We start from the raw sequence: 18302 nt of genomic DNA, 5'->3' as shown, positions 1-18302 counted from the left end.
TCCATTTCACGCAGCCTCTTTTTTGGCTAAAGATTCTTTTCTATTTTATCCAGAAGTCTTGCGAGCTCCTCCATTTCTTCCTTTGTCAGGGAAGAGGTGAGGGCATCGTTTGCTTTTTCATCGAGGGCGGAGTATTCTTCAGTGAATTTCTGTCCCTTCTCCGTCACGGTGAGGATCAGGTTCCTGTGATCGGAGGGGTCCGGCGTCCTCTTGATGAAGTTTTTCTTTTCAAGGCGCTCTGCTAGGGATTTCACTGTGTTCGGCGTCTTTTCGATGAGGCGCCCCAGTTCCTTCTGGATGAGGGGCTGGTTTTCGGAAATCGTCTTCAGGGCGACCCACTGCTCGACGGTCATGCCTTCCTCCTTGAAGATGAGGTCGATCTGGTAGTGGACCTTCCTTGCAATGCGGCAGAGGGCATAGCCCGGTGTTTCGTCTAGTTTCATTTCAGGTACTTGTTGAAGAAGTCCGTGATGATGGAGAGGACTTCCGCCTGATCCCAGTAGACGCCGCCATGGGCTGCGCCTTCGACGAGGTAACGGTCAGAGGGGATGCCTTCCTTCCGGAGTGCCTGGAAGAGGAGGTCTGTCTGGCTCGGGGAAACGACGAAATCCTTCGTGCCATGCATGAGAAGCATAGGAGCGCTGTTCTTTCCGACGTAAGTCATGGGATCAGCCGCTTTGGCAGCAGCAGGATCGGCCAGGATGCCGCCGTCACGTCCGCCAAAGACAGGAGAGCCGTTCACCCAGAGGGCTTCGGTAGCACCTGCAGATTTGTGGGCTTCCTTCACGGCGTCGGAGTAATCATCGCCGATGCGGGTGAGGTCGGAGAGGCCGTAGAGATCGACAGCTGCCTTGACGCTGCTGGACTGGTCGAGGTTTTCGCCTTTGTCGAAGGTCGTCGTGCCGCTTGTCACGCCGGCCATGGCAGTGAGGTAGCCGCCCGCACTTCCGCCTACGATGCCGATGCGGTCAGGATCGATATTGAACTTCTTGGCATTGGCGCGCAGGTAGCGGATGGATGCCTTCACGTCTTCCAGAGGCTGCGGGAATGTAGCCGTCGGAGCGACGCGGTATTCGATGGATGCGACGACGTAGCCGGCTTCGGCCAGGTGCATGCGGAGCTGGATGCCGTTATCCTTATTGGCATTGATGAAGCCGCCGCCCGTGACGTAGACGATTGCCGGGAGCGGTGTCTTGGACTGGGGTTTCAGGATATCCATCTTCATGGCTACGTTCTCATAGCCGCGGGACGGTACCTGTTCATAGACGACGCCGGAGATCTGCTTGATTTCCGGTGTCACGACATTGACTTTCAAAAGATGGCTTTCTGCCTTGTTCGGCATATTGGCCGTTGAAGAATCGACATTGATAGTAGGTTCCATAGCGAATGCGCTCCCTCCTGCAAGTAAAAATCCGGACAGCGCAAGGGCTGTCAGCCATTTCTTATTCATATAGGCTCCTTTCCGCCTTTCGGCAAGGACAATTCATTTGACAATTCCATATTAGTACGATATGTTACTAATTGTCAAGACGCCCTTTATTGGGCAGGAGGAAATCATGGACATGCGTGTGATTCATTATTTTCTGGCGGCTGCCAGAGAGGGAAATATCACAAAGGCAGCGAAGCGTCTCCACATGACGCAGCCGACGCTTTCCCGTCACTGGCAGAGCTGGAGTCAGAGCTTGGCGCGCGCCTTTTCGAGCGCTCGAGCCGAAGGATCACACTGACGAGCGAGGGCATCCTCTTCCGCCGCCGCGCAGAGGAAATGGAAGAGCTCCTGGCCAAGACGAAGGAGGAAATTTCTTCGGGCGAGGAACTGGCGGGGACGGTTGCTGTCGGAGGCGGCGAGCTCCTTGTGACATCTGTCTTCGTTTCCCTGATACGGAAGTTCCAGAAGGAGCATCCCCATGTGTTCTTCGATTACCAGACAGGGGTCACGGACCGCGTCACCGAGTGGATGGACATGGGCCTCATCGATGCGGCTGTCCTCGTCCGTCCCTTTGATTCAGTGAAGTATGATTCCGTCCCGATCGGTCCCGATGCCCGCTGGGGCGTCATCATGAGAGCAGATGATCCCCTTGCGGAAAAAGAATCCATCCGGAAGGAAGATCTCCTGGGGAAGACGGTCATCCTTCCCGGGCGCCTTGAGCTCAATGCAGAAATCGCAAACTGGCTGGGGAGCGTAAGGAAGACGATCACGTCCCCGATCAAGTGGGACCTGGGCGGAAGCCGCGTGATCCTTGCCGAAGATCCTGGCTGCTATGTCATTACGACGGAAGGAGCGGCCACGCTTTTTGATGAAAGACGACTCTCCTTCCTGCCGCTTGAACCGGAAAGGAAGATAGAGACGGTCATTGCATGGAAGAAGGACCAGCCCTTCGGCCGCGCAGCAGAAGCTTTCATCAGGTTCCTCCAGAAGGAAGCGGCAGAAAAAGGCTTGTGACAGGTCCGGATGCCGCCTTATTATCCGTTAATCATTTTGTAATTTTTGTTATAATAAGAAATATAGAATAAGAAGGGATTACGGATATATGAGAAAAATGGACATGCTCCATGGGTCGATTGGCGACAAGACGGTTTCTTTTGCCATACTTCTGGCGGTCACAGGGATCTGCCAGCAGCTTTTCAATGCCATCGACATCATCATCATGGGGCGTTTTGTTGGTAAGGAAGCCATGGCCGCCGTCGGCAGCAATGCGCCGGTCGTCGGGCTTCTCGTTACGTTCTTTGTAGGGATTTCCCTTGGCGCGAACGTCGTCATTTCCCAGTACACGGGGCAGGGAAATCTGGAAAAAGTAAAAAAGGCCGTGCATACGACGATCGTCTTCGCCGTTCTGGCGGGCATTCTTTTTGCCGTGCTCGGCGTTCTCAGCGCGGATTCAGTCATCCGGCTCCTTCAGGTGCCAAAGGAAGTCGAGACAATGTCCCGCGAGTACCTGGAAACCATATTCATCGCGATGCCGGGCATCCTTGTCTATAACTTCACCTCGGCGATTTTCAGGAGCCAGGGCGATACGAGGACGCCGCTCATGTGCCTCTTTGCGGCCGGCACGTGCAAGGCATGTTTAAGCCTTTTCCTTGTCGTCTACTGCGGCATGGATGTCGTCGCCGTGGCGGCTTCCACCGTCTTTGCGACGCTCATGAGCTCTTCGCTTCTTCTTTACCTCATGAAGAATACGAAAAGCGCGATCCACATTTCCTTCCATGATATGAAAGTGGACTGGGGGATTCTCCGCAAGATCCTTTCCATCGGTACGCCGGCCGGCGTGCAGGGCGCTGTCTTCAGCCTGTCGAATGTCGTCATCCAGGCGGCCATCAACAGCCTCGGCGCAGAGGTCATGGCAGCTTCGGCGGCCGCTTTCAATCTGGAAATCCTTGTGTACTACATCATGAATTCCTTCGGGCAGGCATGCACGACATCACGGGGCAGAATTACGGCGCGGGCCTTCTTTCCCGCTGCAGAAGGGTGGGGAAGATCTGCACGCTGCAGAATCTGGCCGCGACGGTCGCCTCTTCCATGATCGTGCTGGCGGCAGGGCCTTACCTCCTTTCCGTTTTCAGCTCCGATCCGGAAGTCATTGCGCTTGGCATGATCCGCCTCGAATTCATTTTGATTCCTGAACCGCTCAATATGATTTCCGAAGCTGTTTCAGGTTTCCTTCGTGCCTTCGGAAAGTCCCTGGCGCCTGCCATGGCAGCACTCGTTGGCATCTGCGGCACGCGTATTCTTTACGTTTTCACTATTTTCCCGACGCACCAGACCTTCACATGGCTCATGGCGGTCTATCCGCTGAGCTGGCTGGTCGCTGCTGCCGGCATACTTTTCGTTCTTTACTATTACCGCAAGCTCTACATGGGGCCTGACCGCGTGTAGACCATTGGGAAAAGGGGGATTTCCATGACAGAAATGAGAAGAAAAGACAGGAGAGTCACCGATGAAGCTCTCATCGATTCCATCCTGAAGGAGTGCGGCGTCGTCCGCATCGGCCTCTATGATGAGGACAGGATTTACGTCGTGCCCGTCAATTACGGCTATACGTATGAGGACGGCAGACTTTCCATTTATTTCCACGGGGGCAGAAGCGGACACAGGCTGGACTGTATCCGAAGAAACCCGAAGGCAGGCTTTGTGATCGATACGGGGGAAATGGTCATTCCTGCTGAGGAAGCCTGCGATTTCACGAATCATTATCATTCCATTATCGGAAGCGGCATTGTGACGATCCTTGAAGATCCGGCGGAGAAGTGCCAAGGCCTTGAAATCATCATGGCACAGACATCTGACAGGAAATGGGCCTTCACCGAAAGGATGGCCAATCAGGTCGAGGTGTACAGGCTGGACGTGGAAGAATTCCAGGCCAAGGCCAATCCGCCTCTTCGCAAATGACCGTCTCTGTATAAATAACAATAAAAGGGAGTAAGGGATTAAGGAGGAAAAAGGTATGGGAAAGAAAGTCACTGTGATTTCTACAAGTCTTCGTCATGGGAGCAATTCGGCCGTTCTGGCGGATGCCTTTGCCATGGGCGCATCGGAAGCGGGCAATGAAGTGACGCTCATTTCGCTCACAGGGAAGGACATCCGTTTCTGCACGGGCTGCCTTGCCAGCCAGAAGACAGGAAAGTGCGTCATCCATGACGACATGAACGATATGCAGGAAATCGTCCGCACGTCCGATGTTCTTGTGTTTGCCACGCCGATTTATTATTATGAAATGAGCGGGCAGATGAAGACATTCCTCGACAGGCTGAACCCGCTCTACATAGCCGACTGCCAGTTCAAGGACGTCTACCTTCTGGCTTCAGCCGCTGAAGAGGATGAGTATGCGATGAAAAGAGCGAAGAGCGGCCTTGAAGGCTGGATCGAATGCTTCCCACAGTCGCATTTTGCCGGCTCCGTCTTTGCAGGCGGCATGACGAATCCGGGCATGGCGAAAGGAAGCGCTGCCTTTGAGGAAGCCAGAAAAGCCGGAATGAATGTATAAGGAAAGCCGTTTTAGAAGAGGAGGAACTATGTTTCATATATTGCGCTGGGTCGTGGCGGCCATCGCCCTTCTGGGGGTCTTCGGGTACTGGTTTGTGAACCAGCCTCAGATGGATCCTTTGATGACGCCGGAAAGAAAGGCGCGCATCGAAGCGTCTCCGCACTACGTGAACGGAGAGTTCGTCCCCGAGACGCCGCATGAGAAGGTCACCCCTTCCCTTGGCTTCTGGAAGGAATTCTTCTTCCCGACACTGGGAAAGACGATCCCTGCCGATCCCATGATCACCGTGAAGACGAACCTGAAACAGCTCCCCAGGGACAAGGACGTCCTTGTCTGGATGGGGCACTCCTCTTACTATATGCAGCTGAACGGGCACAGGATCCTGATCGATCCTATTTCCGCTGAGTATGCATCGCCGGTTCCCTTCGTGGACAAGGCTTTTGAAGGAAGCAACATCTACACGCCCGACGACATACCGGATGACATCGACGTCATGGTGCTCTCCCACGATCACTGGGATCACCTCGATTATGACTTCGTCCGTGCCATCGAGCCGAAGGTCAAGCACGTCGTGACCGGCCTTGGAAATGGCGGATACTACGAAAAGTGGGGCTACACGCTCGAAAAGATTTCTGAAGAAGACTGGAATACGCCCGTCAAGATCGACGACGGCCTCACCGTCTGGGTCCTCCCTGCGCGCCATTTCTCAGGAAGGATGCTGAAGAGAAATCAGACGCTCTATGCAGGCTTTGCCTTCATCACGCCTGGAAGGAAAGTCTTCTACAGCGGAGACGGCGGCTATGACGGAAGATTTGCAAGGATCGGCGACCAGTTCGGCGGATTCGACCTGGCAATATTGGAAGACGGCCAGTACAACAAGGACTGGCACTCCGTCCACATGATGCCGGAAGAAACAGCCCAGGCAGCCGTCGACCTCCATGCGAAGACCGTCGTTCCCTGCCACAATGGAAAGTACCCGCTCTCCACGCACCAGTGGAAGGACCCGTACGTCCGCCTTGTGAAAGCAGCACACGAAAAAGACCTGACGCTCCTGACACCCATGATCGGAGAAACCCTCCGCATCGGAGACAAGAACCAGTACTTCGGCCGCTGGTGGGAACTAATGAATTAATTAAGAAAATGAATTAAATAAGATGAAGAGGGACTGCACGAATCCGGCTCCGGACTTGCCTTCCTGGGGCGGGGAAGAAGGGCCGTAGGCCGGTCTTAACCTTGCCCTGGAAGGGAAGGTGGGCCGTATACCAGTTGGTATAGAAGTGATTCATGATAATGACATAAGTCTTAGTGTACGGGTCGGATGAGTTGCATTTCCTCAGCCGATAGGCTGGTATTATGGTTTTAATGGTTCTGTTCCTCAGCCGATGGCTTGCTGTATGGTTTTCAGACAATCCAAAGGTGCACTTGTGCTGGAAAATCTTCTAATCGGATATGCAGGCATAAAGGGGATGCAAAAATGATCGCACATTTCTGCATCCCCTTTAATCATTCCCTTCATGAATGCTCCCTCAATCTCCCTCTTTCAAAAAGTTTCTTGACTTACCATACAGTAATCAGTAAAATAAATAATACATATAAGCGTGGATGGAGACGGTCCGCACAAGCATGAGTCCAAAGAGAGCCCCGGTCGGTGAGAAGGGGCGGCGAGTGGCGCGGATAGATCACTTCGGAGCTTCAGGGAAGAAAAGCCCTGACGGGACATCGTTAACTGTGCCGAGTGGCCGTAAGGTCATGAGGGTGGTACCACGGGATAGAATCCCGCCCCTTATCGGGCGGGATTTTTTTATTTTGGAAATCGAAGATTTCCTTAGGAGGAATTTGAAAATGGATTACAGCAAAACCCTGCATCTGCCTCAGACAGAATTCCCGATGCGCGGCAACCTTCCGAAGAAGGAACCGGAATTCGTGGATTTCTGGCAGAAAAATGATTTGTATGAAAAGAGAGTGGAGAAGAGACAGCATGACGGCGCTCCGACTTTCGTCCTGCACGACGGACCTCCCTATGCAAACGGCAAGATCCACATCGGCCATGCACTGAATAAGACACTGAAGGACGTCATCGTCCGTTACAAATACATGGCTGGCTACAATGCCAACTACATCCCGGGCTGGGATACTCACGGCCTTCCGATCGAATATGCCGTCCTCAAGGACTCCGGTGAAGACCGCGCCAACATGACCCCGCTCGAACTGCGCAGAAAGTGCCTGGAATACGCTAAGAAATGGATTGCTATCCAGAAGGAAGACTTCATCCGCATGGGCGTTGTCGGCGATTTCAAGCATCCATACGTCACCTTCGATCCGCACCTCGAAGCGAAGGAACTCGAAGTCCTCGGCGAAATGGCCAAGAAGCACTACATTTACAAGGGCAAGAAAGCCGTTTACTGGTGCCCGCACTGCGAAACAGCCCTGGCTGAAGCAGAAATCGAATACAAGGACAGAAAATCCCCGTCCATCTACGTCAAGTATCCGGCTGTGGATATCAAGGGCCTTGGACCGGACGGCGTCGATCCATCCAAGCTCTTTGCCGTTATCTGGACCACCACACCGTGGACCATCCCGGCATCCCTCTACATCAGCGTGAACCCGAAATTCACCTATGTATGGGTACACAACAAAGCCGCTGATGAATACTACCTCATGAGCAAGGAACTCGCTCCGGCTGCCATGGCTGACTGCAAGATCGAAGACTACGAATTTGTCGGCCGCGAAATGCTCGGCGCTGAATGGGACCTCGCAACCTTCCATCATCCGCTGGCTGTTTACAACCGCACCATCTATGTCCTCGAAGGCAACCATGTCACCCTTGATGCCGGCACAGGCTGCGTTCATACCGCTCCTGGACACGGCGTTGAAGACTTTGAAGTCTACAAGCCCTATGAAAATGCTGGCAAGCTGAAACAGGAAGTCATCTGCCCGGTTGACGAAAAGGGCAACATGACGGCTGAAGCAGGCGAATTCCTCGAGGGCAAGAGCATCTGGGACGCAGAAGGCCCGGTCATCTCCGCTCTGGCTCATGAAGGCCACCTCCTCGGCAAGAAATCCATCCACCATCAGTACGCACACTGCTGGCGCTGCAAGAACCCTGTCATCTATCGTGCTACCGAGCAGTGGTTCGCATCCATCAACGACTTCAGAGACAAGGCACTGAAAGCTGTCGACGATACACGCTTCATCCCGTCCTGGGGCCATGACCGTCTCTACAACATGATCCGCGACCGTCAGGACTGGTGTATTTCCCGCCAGAGATCCTGGGGCGTGCCGATTCCTGCATTCTACTGCGACGACTGCGGCAAGTGGGTCATCACTGATGAAACGATGAAGAAAGTCGAAAAAATCGTAGAAGAAGAAGGCACCGATGCATGGTGGGCTCATTCCGCTGAAGAACTCCTTCCGGAAGGCTTCAAATGCCCGCACTGCGGAGGCACCCATTTCCATAAAGAAAAAGACATCATGGACGTATGGTTCGACTCCGGCTCCACATGGAACGGCGTCCTCCGTTACCCGCATGAAGACTGGAAGGAAGACGGCGTACAGTTCCCGGCTGACCTGTACCTCGAAGGCTCCGACCAGCACCGCGGCTGGTTCCATTCTTCCCTCCTCTGCTCCGTAGCCGTCAATGGATATGCTCCATACAAAGCAGTCCTGACACACGGATTCACCATGGACGGCGAAGGCAGAAAGATGTCCAAGTCCGTCGGCAATGTCGTTGCTCCACAGGACATCATCAACCGCTACGGCGCCGACGTCATGAGACTCTGGATTTCCTCCGTCGACTACCAGGGCGACGTCAGACTGTCTGATAAGATCGTCAAATCCATGAGCGACGTATACAGAAAGATCAGAAACACATTCCGTTACCTCATGGGCAACCTGTACGACTTCGATCCGAAGAAGGACAGCGTAGCATATGAAGATATGGAAGAAATGGACAGATGGGCACTCCTGCGCCTCGAACAGGTCAAGAGAACCGTCCTCAAAGCTTATGAAGACTATGAATTCCATGTCATGTACCATGCCGTACACAACTTCTGCACCGTCGACCTTTCCGCTATCTACCTCGATATCCTGAAAGACCGCCTCTACACAGAAAAAGCAGACTCCCGCCTCAGAAGAAGCGCGCAGACCGCTATGTACGAAATCCTGACAAGCCTCGTCCGCCTCGTAGCTCCTGTACTCTGCTTCACCGCTGAAGAAGTATGGCAGGACCTCCCGAACAAGGAAGAACGCGAATGGTCCGTCCACATGGCATCCATGCCGGAACTGAACGACAAGTTCCTCGACAAAGCACTCGATGAAAAATGGAAAAAACGCCTCGCAGTCAGAAGCGTCATCACCAAAGCCCTCGAAGAAGCACGCCAGGCAAAGACCATCGGCCACCCGCTCGACGCTGAAGTCACCGTATACGCAAAAGGCGAAGCTTACGATATCCTCAAAGCTATGGAAAAGGAACTTGCAGACTTCTGCATCGTATCCCAGACCAAACTCGTAGAAGGCACCGAAAGCGCTCCTGAAAACGCAGTATCCGACGAAGAAGGAAACGTCAAAGTCACCGTCTCCGTCTGCGAACTCGAAAAATGCGAACGCTGCTGGAAGAGAACCCCGGACGTCGACTCCGACCCGGCTCATCCGCACGTATGCGCACGCTGCGCCCACGTCCTCGCAGAAACCGGCGAAGCGGGAGAATAATATCATAGAACAACCAAAAAGACCCGCAAGGGTCTTTTTGCGTGGGGAAAACAGCAAGGGGATTCAGCAAATCCCGGCCATTTCAGAACGAAGCACACTAAACTTGCCTTCCCAGACGGGGAAGTTGCCCTTGACCTTGCTCTGGAAGAGAAGGTGCGCCGTATACCAGTTGACATTAGCAGTGGCAACACAAATGCCACATAAGTTAGTGTACGGGGCGGATGAGTTGCATTTCCTCAGCCATTAGGCTGGTTTGCATGTTTTCCCTTTGCGAAGCAAGGAAATGGTGTCAGAGCTCGCCCCGTAGGGGGAGCTGGCGGCGGAGCCGACTGAGGAGGTTCATTTCCCAGGCTGTAAGCCGGTTGTATGGTTTTTAAACTTGCCTTCCCAGACGGGGAAGGTGCCGGCCTCAAATTCTGATGCCGGCGGATAGGGTTGATTACCGACAGCCGTCAGGCTGGTTGTATGGTTTTAATCTGAATCGTCCCTTCCCCTCATCCCCACCAAAAAAGGACTGCGGCGAAATGATCTCATTTCATCACAGTCCTTTATTATTTCATTATTTACTTTCCACTGGTTTTCCTTTTTCCCAGTCCCATGGATTCCTCCTGCAGAGGCCGTCTGCGTAGGGGATGAAGATGGAGAGGATGCCGAAGATGGCAAGGAAGAGGCAGTACCACATATGCGGCACGATGTCCAAAGTCGTGATCTTCACGCCGCTCTGCGTAGCAAGGGCAGCCGCGGTGAGGAGCTGCGCGCCGTAGGGGATGATGCCCTGGAAGATGCAGGAGAAGATGTCGAGGAGGGAAGCGCTTCTTCTCGGGTCGACCTTGTACTTCTCGCTGATCTGCTTGGCTACGTCGCCGGATACGATGATGGCGACGGTGTTATTCGCTGTCGCGCAGTCCACAAGGGAGACGAGGGAAGCGATGCCAAGCTGCGCTGTCTTCGGCCCCCTGATCATGCCGTGGAGCTTATTGATGAGCCAGGTGATGCCGCCGTAGTAGGAAATCATCTCGGAAATGCCGCCGCAGAAGAGGGCGAGGAAGAAGGCTTCGTTCATGCTGGTAAAGCCGTTCCAGATGGCCTGGGCAAGCGATATGATCGTGAGGTCTCCTGCGAAAAGCCCGATGCCGCCGGCGAGGAAGATGCCGATGACAAGGACGAGGAAGACGTTCGTTCCCATGAGGGCAAGAAGAAGGACGACGATGTAGGGAAGAACTTTCATGAAGTCGAATCCTTCGGAAGGATCAGGAAGAGCCGCGCCGGGCGTTCCAAGGACGAGGAGGACGGCAATCGTTGCAATGGCCGCCGGAAGGGCGATGAGGAAGTTCACCTTGAACTTGTCCTTCAGTGCGCAGCCTTGCGTCTTTGTCGCCGCGATCGTCGTGTCGGAAATCATGGAAAGGTTATCGCCGAACATCGCACCGCCCACGCAGGCCGCAATGATGAGGGGAGCGGAAATGCCGCTTTTCTCTCCGATGCCCGCCGCAATCGGTATGATGGCGGCGACCGTTCCCATGGACGTGCCCGTAGCCGTTCCCATGAAAGCGGAAATGAGGAAGATGCCGGCCGTCAGGTACTGTGCCGGGACCATGCTGATGCCAAGATTGACCGTTGCGTCGCGTCCGCCCATGGCAGCAGCCACAGCGGAGAAGGCACCCGCCAGGATGTAGATCATGAGCATGGTCATGATGTTGTCATTGGCAGCGCCCTTCGAGAAGATGCCGAATTTGAACATGATCGGCTCGCTTCCGAGACAGAAGGCCGATAGCACGGCAATGAACATCGCCGTCACGGAAGGGAACTGATAGAAAGCCATGTCCACGCCCTGCATCTGGAAGTAGATGCCAGCGCCAAGGTAGATGGCGATGAAGATGAGGAAGGGGAGCAGCGCCTTGAAACTGCCAATGTTGGGGGATTTGTATTTCATTCGTACCTCGAAAAGAGCAGAGGCTCTTACTTAAAGAATAATTCGTAAATGACCTTCAGGAAGAAGATGCCAAGGACGATCATGATGATCGGCTTCACGTTTCTTGCGCTGCCGTTCGCAAAGTAGGAAGCACCCAGCCAGTTGCCTGCCATGCCGAAGAGCCCTGCAATGATGCCAAGCGGGAAGAGGACCTTCGCATTCAGGAGGAAGACACAGAGAGCAGCGACATTCGTCGTCAGGTTGATGGCCTTCGTGACGCCGTTGGCCTTATGGATGGAAAGGTGGGCGACGCCCGTCAGGAGGAGCAGCAGGAATGTGCCTGTGCCCGGTCCGTAGAAACCGTCATAGACACCGATCAGAAGAGCCATGGCCATGCTGAGGATGGTCGTCTTCTTGAAGGAGAGCGGTTCCTTTTCCACGATGAGGCTCTTCGTCTTCTGCACGTAGACGGCTGTCAGCGGGAGCACGATAATCATGAAGAGCATGAAGATGTGGGCATTGACAAGAAGGGCCAGATTCGCGCCAAGGGTCGAGCCTGCAAAAGCGCAGACGACACAGGAAAGGGCGATTTTCCACGGGATGAAGCCTTTCCTTGCAAACTTGAATGTCGCAAGCGCCGTACCCATCGTCGAGCTCATCTTGTTCGTCGCAATCGCATGATGGACGGGAATCCCTGCGATCATGTAAGCCGGCAGGGAAATCAGTCCGCCGCCTCCGGCAATCGCATCGATGAATCCGGCCAGCATGACCAGAGGGCATATGATAAGGTACTGCATCAATAAGTCCATAAGGGTCTCCTTAAAGATCGTAAATTTGTATACACATTCTTTATCTTAACACGGAAGAAGATATTCGTACACGTATAAATGATTAAATATATATAAGGGAGTTTTTCAGGGGGAGTATAATAAAAGTAAAGGCATAGAGGAAGGATGGATTTATGGAACAAGCGATTCCTGTGATTCTTATCTGCATCAACCTCGCCGTGTTTTTTCTTTACGGCGAAGACAAGAGGCGCTCGATCAAGGGGGAGTGGAGGATTTCAGAAAGAAATCTTCTTCTTGCCGCGTTCTGTTTCGGGTCCCTTGGCGCATTTCTTGGCATGAAGCATTACCATCACAAGACGAAGCACTGGAAATTCCGCATCCTTGTCCCTGTGATGCTCCTTATCCAGGTTGTCATTCTGGCAGGATTATTTCTTATGGGACGCTTATACTAGGAGATTCTCCTTACTGAACTTTTAGTCCTGTTTTATGCATACTATCTCTTTTTCCGAGTATAAAATGTGTTATAATAAAGAAAATATGATAGTGTACGGGTATAAGTTAAATTTTTTCTATACTACTCAAGTTTCTGTGAGAGTCATTTGCAGGAACTTTTATTTTCCTGAGAGGGAAATGTGGACGAAGGACTGGGAAGGTGCTTTCGTCTGAAAGAAGGTTTTCAGAGGCAGATTTCAAACATCGAAGGAGGAAAAAATGGCGGAGATAGAGAAGTTTCGCGGCGCAATCATAGGCGCCTCGTGCGGGGATGCATTGGGGTATCCGCTGCAGAATCTCTCCGTGGCCAGAATTAAGCATAGATTTGGTCCATTCGGACTGCGCACCCTCGTGGGCGATCCGAAAAACGGAAAGAAAGCACCTGTTTCTGACAACACACAGACACTCCTGGCAACAATCGACGGGATACTCTGGGCGGATGCCAAGAAGCTCGATATCATAGAAGGCATATACAGAAGCTATATGCGCTGGTACTACAGCCAGACGGGTGAAGAACCCAGAAGAGGCCAGAAGACCTGGATGAGACGCCAGTCCCATGAAAGGGAATTCTGCCTGGTCAGAGAGAAATTCATGCACGCGCGCAGAAATCCGGAAGAAGGGCTTCTGGGAGCCTTTTCCAAAGACGGCCGCGGCTCGACGAAAAATAAAGTGAATGACAGCAAGGGAAGCGCATCTCTCGCAAGAGCCGTTCCGATCGGCCTTACCTTTGCAGGCGACGGGAAGATGGCTTTTGATACAGCCGTCAAGGCAGCAGCCCTTTCCCATTCCAATCCGGTTGGTTATTATTCTTCCGGTGCCCTCGCATGTATCATCGCATGCCTGGCAGAAGGCATGTCATTCCCGAAATCCCTGGATTATGCGGAATCCATCCTGACGAAGATGCACAAGACCGATCCGATCCTGTCCCTCATGTCGGCAGCCCGCCAGCAGGCAGACAACCGCCCGGCAGGAAAGACAGGCGTATGGGATCACATCGACTCCATCGCATCCTTTGGCGACGGCACGAATGCAGAAGAAGCACTGGCGATTGCCATTTACTGCTCCATTGCCGTAGATGACCCGCTCGAAGCCGTCATTATTTCCGCCAACCACGGAGGAAAGAGCAATACGACAGCTGCCATTACTGGCGCTATCGAAGGCGTACGTTTCGGCGATACCTTCATCCCGAGCTACTGGACAGACGTCCTCGAAGGAAAGGAAGCCATTTCCTTCCTGACAGACAAGCTCTTCTACGTCTACGACAAGTACCGTCCGGGCAAAAGATAAAATCTGAATCAAAAGGAGCTGTGACAAAGTCATTTTGCCGCAGCTTTTTTTTCGTGGCAGAATGGATTCTATTTCCAGATAAAGAATCATCTATATTATGCTATAATATAAGTTGCGTAGATTCGCGCAGGAGAGGCGCGGATCTAAAAACAAAGGCGGAAAGCCTGTTGGCCGCATGGCGGCAGCGGGGGAAGGAGGATGCGCATGACCCCGGGTGAAGTGCTGAAGCAGTATTTTGGCTACGATTCGTTCCGGCCTGTACAGGAGGAAGTCATTTCCACGATCCTGAAGAAGAAGGATATTCTGGCAATCATGCCTACGGGCGCCGGGAAATCCATCTGTTTTCAGATACCTGCCATGATGTTTCCTCACGGGTCCATCATCATTTCGCCCCTGATTTCCCTCATGAAGGATCAGGTGGAGGCGCTGACGGAGCAGGGCATCCCTGCCTCGTACGTGAACAGCACGGTGCCTTATGATGAAGCAATCGAGCGCCTGCGCGACATGTACAGGGGCCGCATCAAGATCCTTTACATGGCGCCGGAAAAGCTGGAACCGTCCTATTTCACTGACTGCCTGGCGCAGGTACCGATTTCCATGGTCGTCATCGATGAGGCGCACTGCGTCTCCCAGTGGGGCCATGATTTCCGCCCGTCGTACAGAAAAATCAAGACCTTCGTCGATTCCCTTCCGAAGAAACCGATCGTCACGGCCTTCACAGCGACCGCGACGCCGGCTGTCGAAGAGGATATGAAGAAGAGCCTGGGACTTTCTGATGCGGAAATTTTCCGTACAGGGCTCGACCGTCCGAACCTGTCCTTCCGCGTCATCCGTGATGCGGACAAGGAAGCGCTGCTCCTCAGGTATGTGAAGGCGCACAAGAAGGAAAGCGGCATCATTTACTGTGCGACAAGAAAGGCAGTCGACGAGGTCCACGACCTTCTGAAACGCGCCGGCATCCGCGCAGGAAGGTACCATGCGGGGATGGAAGACGACGAAAGACGAAAGGCGCAGGAGGATTTCTCCTACGACCGTACGCCCGTCATGGCGGCGACGAATGCATTCGGCATGGGCATCGACAAGAGCAATGTGCGCTATGTCATCCATTACCAGATGCCGAAGAGCCTCGAGGCGTACTACCAGGAAGCAGGGAGAGCCGGACGAGACGGCGCGAGCGCGGAATGCATCCTTCTTTACAATGGAAGGGACTCGGGCATCCAGCGCTACCTCATCGATCAGGGCAATCAGGACGAAGAGCAGAAGAAGATGGACTACCACCGTCTGAATGCCATGATCGATTACTGCCAGACGACGGCCTGCCTCCGCAATTTCATCCTGACCTACTTCGGGGAGAAGGCGGATGAGCCCTGCGGCCACTGCGGCAACTGCGAAAGCGGGCAGGCGAAGGTGGACGTGACGGACACGGCCGCCCTCATTTTCAAGACCGTCCGCTCGCTCCACGGGCGCTTCGGCGCATCGACTGTCGCAGACATTCTGGCGGGCAGCCGCGCGAAGGCAGTGCTGGACAGGAAGCTTGACGAGCTCCCGACGTATGGCAAGCTGTCCTTCGTGAAGGCCAGGCATATCAAGAGCGCGCTGAACAGCTACGTCGCTGACGGCTACCTCGTCCGTGAAGGCGAACCGTACCCGGTACTGCGACTCACAAACAAGGCAGAGGACGTCCTTGAAGGGAAAGCCAATGTATTCGGCCTTGCCTTCAGCGCAGAAGACGCCATGGCGGATGCTGCCGTTGAAAGGAAACTGGCCGCCAGAAGCCCGGTCCACGGCAGTCTTTTCGAAAAGCTCAGAAGCCTCCGGAAAGAAATCGCATCCGCCGAGCATGTGCCGCCCTTTGTTGTATTTTCCGATGCCACACTGGAAGACATGGCTGTCATTTCTCCAAAGACACTCGAAGAAATGAGCACCGTCAGGGGCGTGGGCGAGTTCAAGCTAAGGAAGTACGGCGCCCGTTTCCTGAAAATTTTCCTCGAAGAAGCAGACAAGGACGAAAAGCTCCGCGAGACATGGAGAAAGAATCCGGTCTTCAAGGAAACAGAACCGGAAGACACTGCAGAAGAGCTGACGGAAGAGGAGCCATCCTCTACAGCGCTCTTTGCGCAGCTTAAGTTTTACAGAAATTACCTCGCGTCAAAGAAAGGCGTGCCGGTCAACCGTATCTTTACCGACGACACCCTCTCGGAAATGGCAAGGAAGCGTCCTGAGACAAAGGAAGAGCTCCGGGCCATCCGCGGCATAGGACCGAAGAAGTCCGCTGAATACGGAGACGCGTTCATCAATATTATCAAGTCATCACCGCAGAGTGCGGAGTAAGGAGAGAGACATGAGCCTTGCAGATAAAGAGTACTTAGGCATAGTGAAGAATATCCTCGAAAACGGAGCCCTTGGAGACAACCGCACCGGCATGCCTGCCTACAAGCTGCCCCACCAGATCATGCAGTTTGACCTTGAAAAGGAATTCCCGATCCTGACGACCAAGTTCGTCGCATTCAAGACATCCGTGAAGGAAATCCTCTGGATCTGGCAGAAACAGTCGAACGACGTCCGTGTCCTTCAGGACTGGAACTGCCACGTATGGGATGAATGGATGAGAGAAGACGGCACGATCGGAAAGGCATACGGCTACCAGCTGGGCAAGTACCATCAGGTGGACACGCTCCTTGAAACACTGAAGAAGGATCCGCAGAGCCGCCGCATGGTCGTCGACCTCTGGAACGTCCAGGACCTGCCGGACATGGCGCTCTATCCCTGCGCCTTCCTGACCATGTGGGACGTCTCCGCTGACGGCCGCCTGAACTGCATGCTCGTGCAGAGAAGCGGCGACATGGGACTCGGCGTGCCCTTCAACATGGCACAGTACGCAGCGCTTGTCTGCATGATTGCGCAGGTGAGCGGACTCCGCCCGGGCCTTTTCACTCACGTCATCAACAACGCCCATATTTACGAAAACCATAAGGAACAGCTTCTCCTCCAGCTTTCCCGCCTGCCCGAGGCTTACGATGCACCGAAGCTCGTCCTGAATCCTGACATCAAGAACTTCTACGACTTCAAGCCGGAAGACATCGTCCTTGAAAACTACAAGCATCACGACAAGATTGCCATGGAGGTGTCCGTATGAGCCTCTCCATCATCGTTGCCAAAGCATCCAATAACGCCATCGGAAAGGACAATGCCCTTCTCTGGCACCTCTCCGACGACCTCAAGCGGTTCAAGAAACTGACGATGGGCCATCCGATCATCATGGGAAGGAAGACCTTCGAAAGTCTCCCCGGTGTCCTTCCAGGCCGCGTCCACTACGTCCTCACAGGAAATAAGGACTACAAAGCGCCCGAAGGCGTCCTCCTCTTCCACGACGTGAAGTCCCTCATGGACTCCCTGCCCGAAGGAGAAAACTTCGTCATCGGCGGCGAGCACATGTACAAGACGCTCCTCCCGTACGCAGGCGCCCTCTACATCACAGAAGTAGAGAAACCCTTCGACGGCGATGCCTTCTTCCCTGAGATCCGTCCCGAAGACTGGGTCGTCACCGAAGAAACAGAAGGCGAAGGAAACATCCCGCACCGCTTCATCACCTACCACAGGAAATAAAATAGACCTAATAAAGCAGCAGAATCAGGGTACCACCAGGCTTGCCTTCCCAGACGGGGAAGGGGGACCGCTTCGCGGTGGATAGGGTTGATTTCCACGGACGAAGTCCGGTTTTATGGTTTTCATCTCCCTCAATCCGCTTATATCAGCTAATTCTCTAATTGGATATACCCACACAAAAGGGGCCGTGCCAAAATGTGTAATCATTTTGGCACAGCCCTTTTTTCTATTGCATAAATCCCCGGTTTCCAGAATCAGAAACCAGGAACTCCCCGCAGAAAGGGAGTCAAAAAGCCCTTTTCTCATGTGGGATATGTGTACTTTCTCATGGCATGCAAGCGTACAATGCGTGGGTATGCCTAAACATTTATTGCGGATTTTGGACGCGTGTTCCAAACTGAATTCGTTGTCATGAAAGGCAGAAAATATCGGGAATTCCGGGATTTATCCAATGGCAGGGCACTTTTGGGTGCTCACTATATTTAGGAAGATAGATATAAAAAGAATAAATATCGAAAAAATTAAATT

17 protein-coding genes are annotated in these 18302 nt (G+C 53.4%); 13 read left to right on the top strand and 4 right to left on the bottom strand.

The annotated features are described in order from the left end of the window. Positions 1–26 precede the first annotated feature (26 nt). The gene (locus OIM03_00275; GenBank protein ID HJI72717.1) at positions 27–443 is read right to left on the bottom strand and encodes a MarR family transcriptional regulator; all 417 of its coding nucleotides are present in this window, start codon (positions 441–443) and stop codon (positions 27–29) included. Continuing rightward, positions 440–1450, bottom strand: a complete 1011-nt coding sequence (locus OIM03_00270) for an alpha/beta hydrolase (protein ID HJI72716.1) — start codon at positions 1448–1450, stop codon at positions 440–442. Before OIM03_00270 ends, OIM03_00275 begins: the two co-directional genes overlap by 4 nt. Positions 1451–1511: 61 nt before the next feature. Between OIM03_00270 and OIM03_00265 the strand changes: the two genes are divergently transcribed. The 8 genes from OIM03_00265 (at position 1512) to ileS (ending at position 9689) form a co-directional block, all read left to right on the top strand. Then, the gene (locus tag OIM03_00265) at positions 1512–1727 is read left to right on the top strand and encodes a LysR family transcriptional regulator (GenBank protein HJI72715.1); all 216 of its coding nucleotides are present in this window, start codon (positions 1512–1514) and stop codon (positions 1725–1727) included. A 38-nt stretch (positions 1728–1765) separates the two neighbouring features. Further along, the gene (locus OIM03_00260) at positions 1766–2443 is read left to right on the top strand and encodes a substrate-binding domain-containing protein (protein ID HJI72714.1); all 678 of its coding nucleotides are present in this window, start codon (positions 1766–1768) and stop codon (positions 2441–2443) included. Between the two features lie 88 nt (positions 2444–2531). Continuing rightward, entirely contained in the window at positions 2532–3521 is a 990-nt protein-coding gene (locus tag OIM03_00255) for an MATE family efflux transporter (protein ID HJI72713.1), read from the top strand. Continuing rightward, positions 3410–3874, top strand: a complete 465-nt coding sequence (locus OIM03_00250) for an MATE family efflux transporter (protein HJI72712.1) — start codon at positions 3410–3412, stop codon at positions 3872–3874. The genes OIM03_00255 and OIM03_00250 overlap by 112 nt, the downstream gene beginning before the upstream one ends. 24 nt (positions 3875–3898) lie before the next feature. Beyond that, positions 3899–4387: a pyridoxamine 5'-phosphate oxidase family protein gene (locus OIM03_00245; protein ID HJI72711.1), complete on the top strand. Its 489-nt coding sequence runs from the start codon at positions 3899–3901 to the stop codon at positions 4385–4387. Positions 4388–4442: 55 nt separating this feature from the next. Continuing rightward, the gene (locus OIM03_00240) at positions 4443–4982 is read left to right on the top strand and encodes a flavodoxin family protein (GenBank protein HJI72710.1); all 540 of its coding nucleotides are present in this window, start codon (positions 4443–4445) and stop codon (positions 4980–4982) included. A gap of 28 nt (positions 4983–5010) precedes the next feature. Beyond that, positions 5011–6114 carry an MBL fold metallo-hydrolase gene (locus tag OIM03_00235; protein HJI72709.1) on the top strand — a complete coding sequence of 368 codons (1104 nt, stop codon included), beginning with the start codon at positions 5011–5013 and terminating at the stop codon, positions 6112–6114. 710 nt (positions 6115–6824) lie between these two features. Beyond that, positions 6825–9689, top strand: a complete 2865-nt coding sequence (ileS, locus tag OIM03_00230) for an isoleucine--tRNA ligase (GenBank protein HJI72708.1) — start codon at positions 6825–6827, stop codon at positions 9687–9689. A gap of 559 nt (positions 9690–10248) precedes the next feature. Here the strand turns inward: ileS and OIM03_00225 are convergent. Both OIM03_00225 and OIM03_00220 read right to left on the bottom strand, forming a co-directional pair. After that, positions 10249–11622, bottom strand: coding sequence for a Na+/H+ antiporter NhaC family protein (locus tag OIM03_00225; GenBank protein HJI72707.1), 1374 nt, complete (start codon positions 11620–11622; stop codon positions 10249–10251). A gap of 26 nt (positions 11623–11648) precedes the next feature. Continuing rightward, positions 11649–12410 (bottom strand): TSUP family transporter, encoded by a 762-nt coding sequence (locus OIM03_00220; GenBank protein ID HJI72706.1) that lies wholly within the window; start codon positions 12408–12410, stop codon positions 11649–11651. A gap of 152 nt (positions 12411–12562) precedes the next feature. On the opposite strand from OIM03_00220, the gene OIM03_00215 reads away from it, so the two are divergent. From OIM03_00215 to OIM03_00195, 5 genes are all read left to right on the top strand, one after another. After that, positions 12563–12841, top strand: a complete 279-nt coding sequence (locus OIM03_00215; protein ID HJI72705.1) for a DUF1294 domain-containing protein — start codon at positions 12563–12565, stop codon at positions 12839–12841. 259 nt (positions 12842–13100) lie between these two features. Beyond that, complete coding sequence (locus tag OIM03_00210; protein HJI72704.1) at positions 13101–14168, top strand: ADP-ribosylglycohydrolase family protein; 1068 nt, start codon at positions 13101–13103, stop codon at positions 14166–14168. 204 nt (positions 14169–14372) lie between these two features. Continuing rightward, positions 14373–16499 (top strand): DNA helicase RecQ, encoded by a 2127-nt coding sequence (gene recQ / locus OIM03_00205; protein HJI72703.1) that lies wholly within the window; start codon positions 14373–14375, stop codon positions 16497–16499. Between the two features lie 10 nt (positions 16500–16509). Continuing rightward, positions 16510–17304 (top strand): thymidylate synthase, encoded by a 795-nt coding sequence (locus OIM03_00200; GenBank protein HJI72702.1) that lies wholly within the window; start codon positions 16510–16512, stop codon positions 17302–17304. Further along, complete coding sequence (locus OIM03_00195; protein ID HJI72701.1) at positions 17301–17774, top strand: dihydrofolate reductase; 474 nt, start codon at positions 17301–17303, stop codon at positions 17772–17774. The genes OIM03_00200 and OIM03_00195 overlap by 4 nt, the downstream gene beginning before the upstream one ends. Positions 17775–18302 lie beyond the last annotated feature (528 nt).

This window comes from Veillonellaceae bacterium (genome assembly GCA_025992895.1).
GTDB lineage: Bacteria > Bacillota > Negativicutes > Veillonellales > Dialisteraceae > Dialister.
Note: the sequence above shows the minus strand (reverse complement) of the source record. Positions and strands in the feature narration are given on the sequence as shown.

Bases quoted from the DNA above. Each gene is read 5' to 3' on its own strand.
- OIM03_00275 (HJI72717.1), bottom strand. From the start codon at position 443: ATGAAACTAGACGAAACACCGGGCTATGCCCTCTGCCGCATTGCAAGG.
- OIM03_00270 (HJI72716.1), bottom strand. From the start codon at position 1,450: ATGAATAAGAAATGGCTGACAGCCCTTGCGCTGTCCGGATTTTTACTT.
- OIM03_00265 (HJI72715.1), top strand. From the start codon at position 1,512: ATGTTACTAATTGTCAAGACGCCCTTTATTGGGCAGGAGGAAATCATG.
- OIM03_00260 (HJI72714.1), top strand. From the start codon at position 1,766: ATGGAAGAGCTCCTGGCCAAGACGAAGGAGGAAATTTCTTCGGGCGAG.
- OIM03_00255 (HJI72713.1), top strand. From the start codon at position 2,532: ATGAGAAAAATGGACATGCTCCATGGGTCGATTGGCGACAAGACGGTT.
- OIM03_00250 (HJI72712.1), top strand. From the start codon at position 3,410: ATGCACGACATCACGGGGCAGAATTACGGCGCGGGCCTTCTTTCCCGC.
- OIM03_00245 (HJI72711.1), top strand. From the start codon at position 3,899: ATGACAGAAATGAGAAGAAAAGACAGGAGAGTCACCGATGAAGCTCTC.
- OIM03_00240 (HJI72710.1), top strand. From the start codon at position 4,443: ATGGGAAAGAAAGTCACTGTGATTTCTACAAGTCTTCGTCATGGGAGC.
- OIM03_00235 (HJI72709.1), top strand. From the start codon at position 5,011: ATGTTTCATATATTGCGCTGGGTCGTGGCGGCCATCGCCCTTCTGGGG.
- ileS (HJI72708.1), top strand. From the start codon at position 6,825: ATGGATTACAGCAAAACCCTGCATCTGCCTCAGACAGAATTCCCGATG.
- OIM03_00225 (HJI72707.1), bottom strand. From the start codon at position 11,622: ATGAAATACAAATCCCCCAACATTGGCAGTTTCAAGGCGCTGCTCCCC.
- OIM03_00220 (HJI72706.1), bottom strand. From the start codon at position 12,410: ATGGACTTATTGATGCAGTACCTTATCATATGCCCTCTGGTCATGCTG.
- OIM03_00215 (HJI72705.1), top strand. From the start codon at position 12,563: ATGGAACAAGCGATTCCTGTGATTCTTATCTGCATCAACCTCGCCGTG.
- OIM03_00210 (HJI72704.1), top strand. From the start codon at position 13,101: ATGGCGGAGATAGAGAAGTTTCGCGGCGCAATCATAGGCGCCTCGTGC.
- recQ (HJI72703.1), top strand. From the start codon at position 14,373: ATGACCCCGGGTGAAGTGCTGAAGCAGTATTTTGGCTACGATTCGTTC.
- OIM03_00200 (HJI72702.1), top strand. From the start codon at position 16,510: ATGAGCCTTGCAGATAAAGAGTACTTAGGCATAGTGAAGAATATCCTC.
- OIM03_00195 (HJI72701.1), top strand. From the start codon at position 17,301: ATGAGCCTCTCCATCATCGTTGCCAAAGCATCCAATAACGCCATCGGA.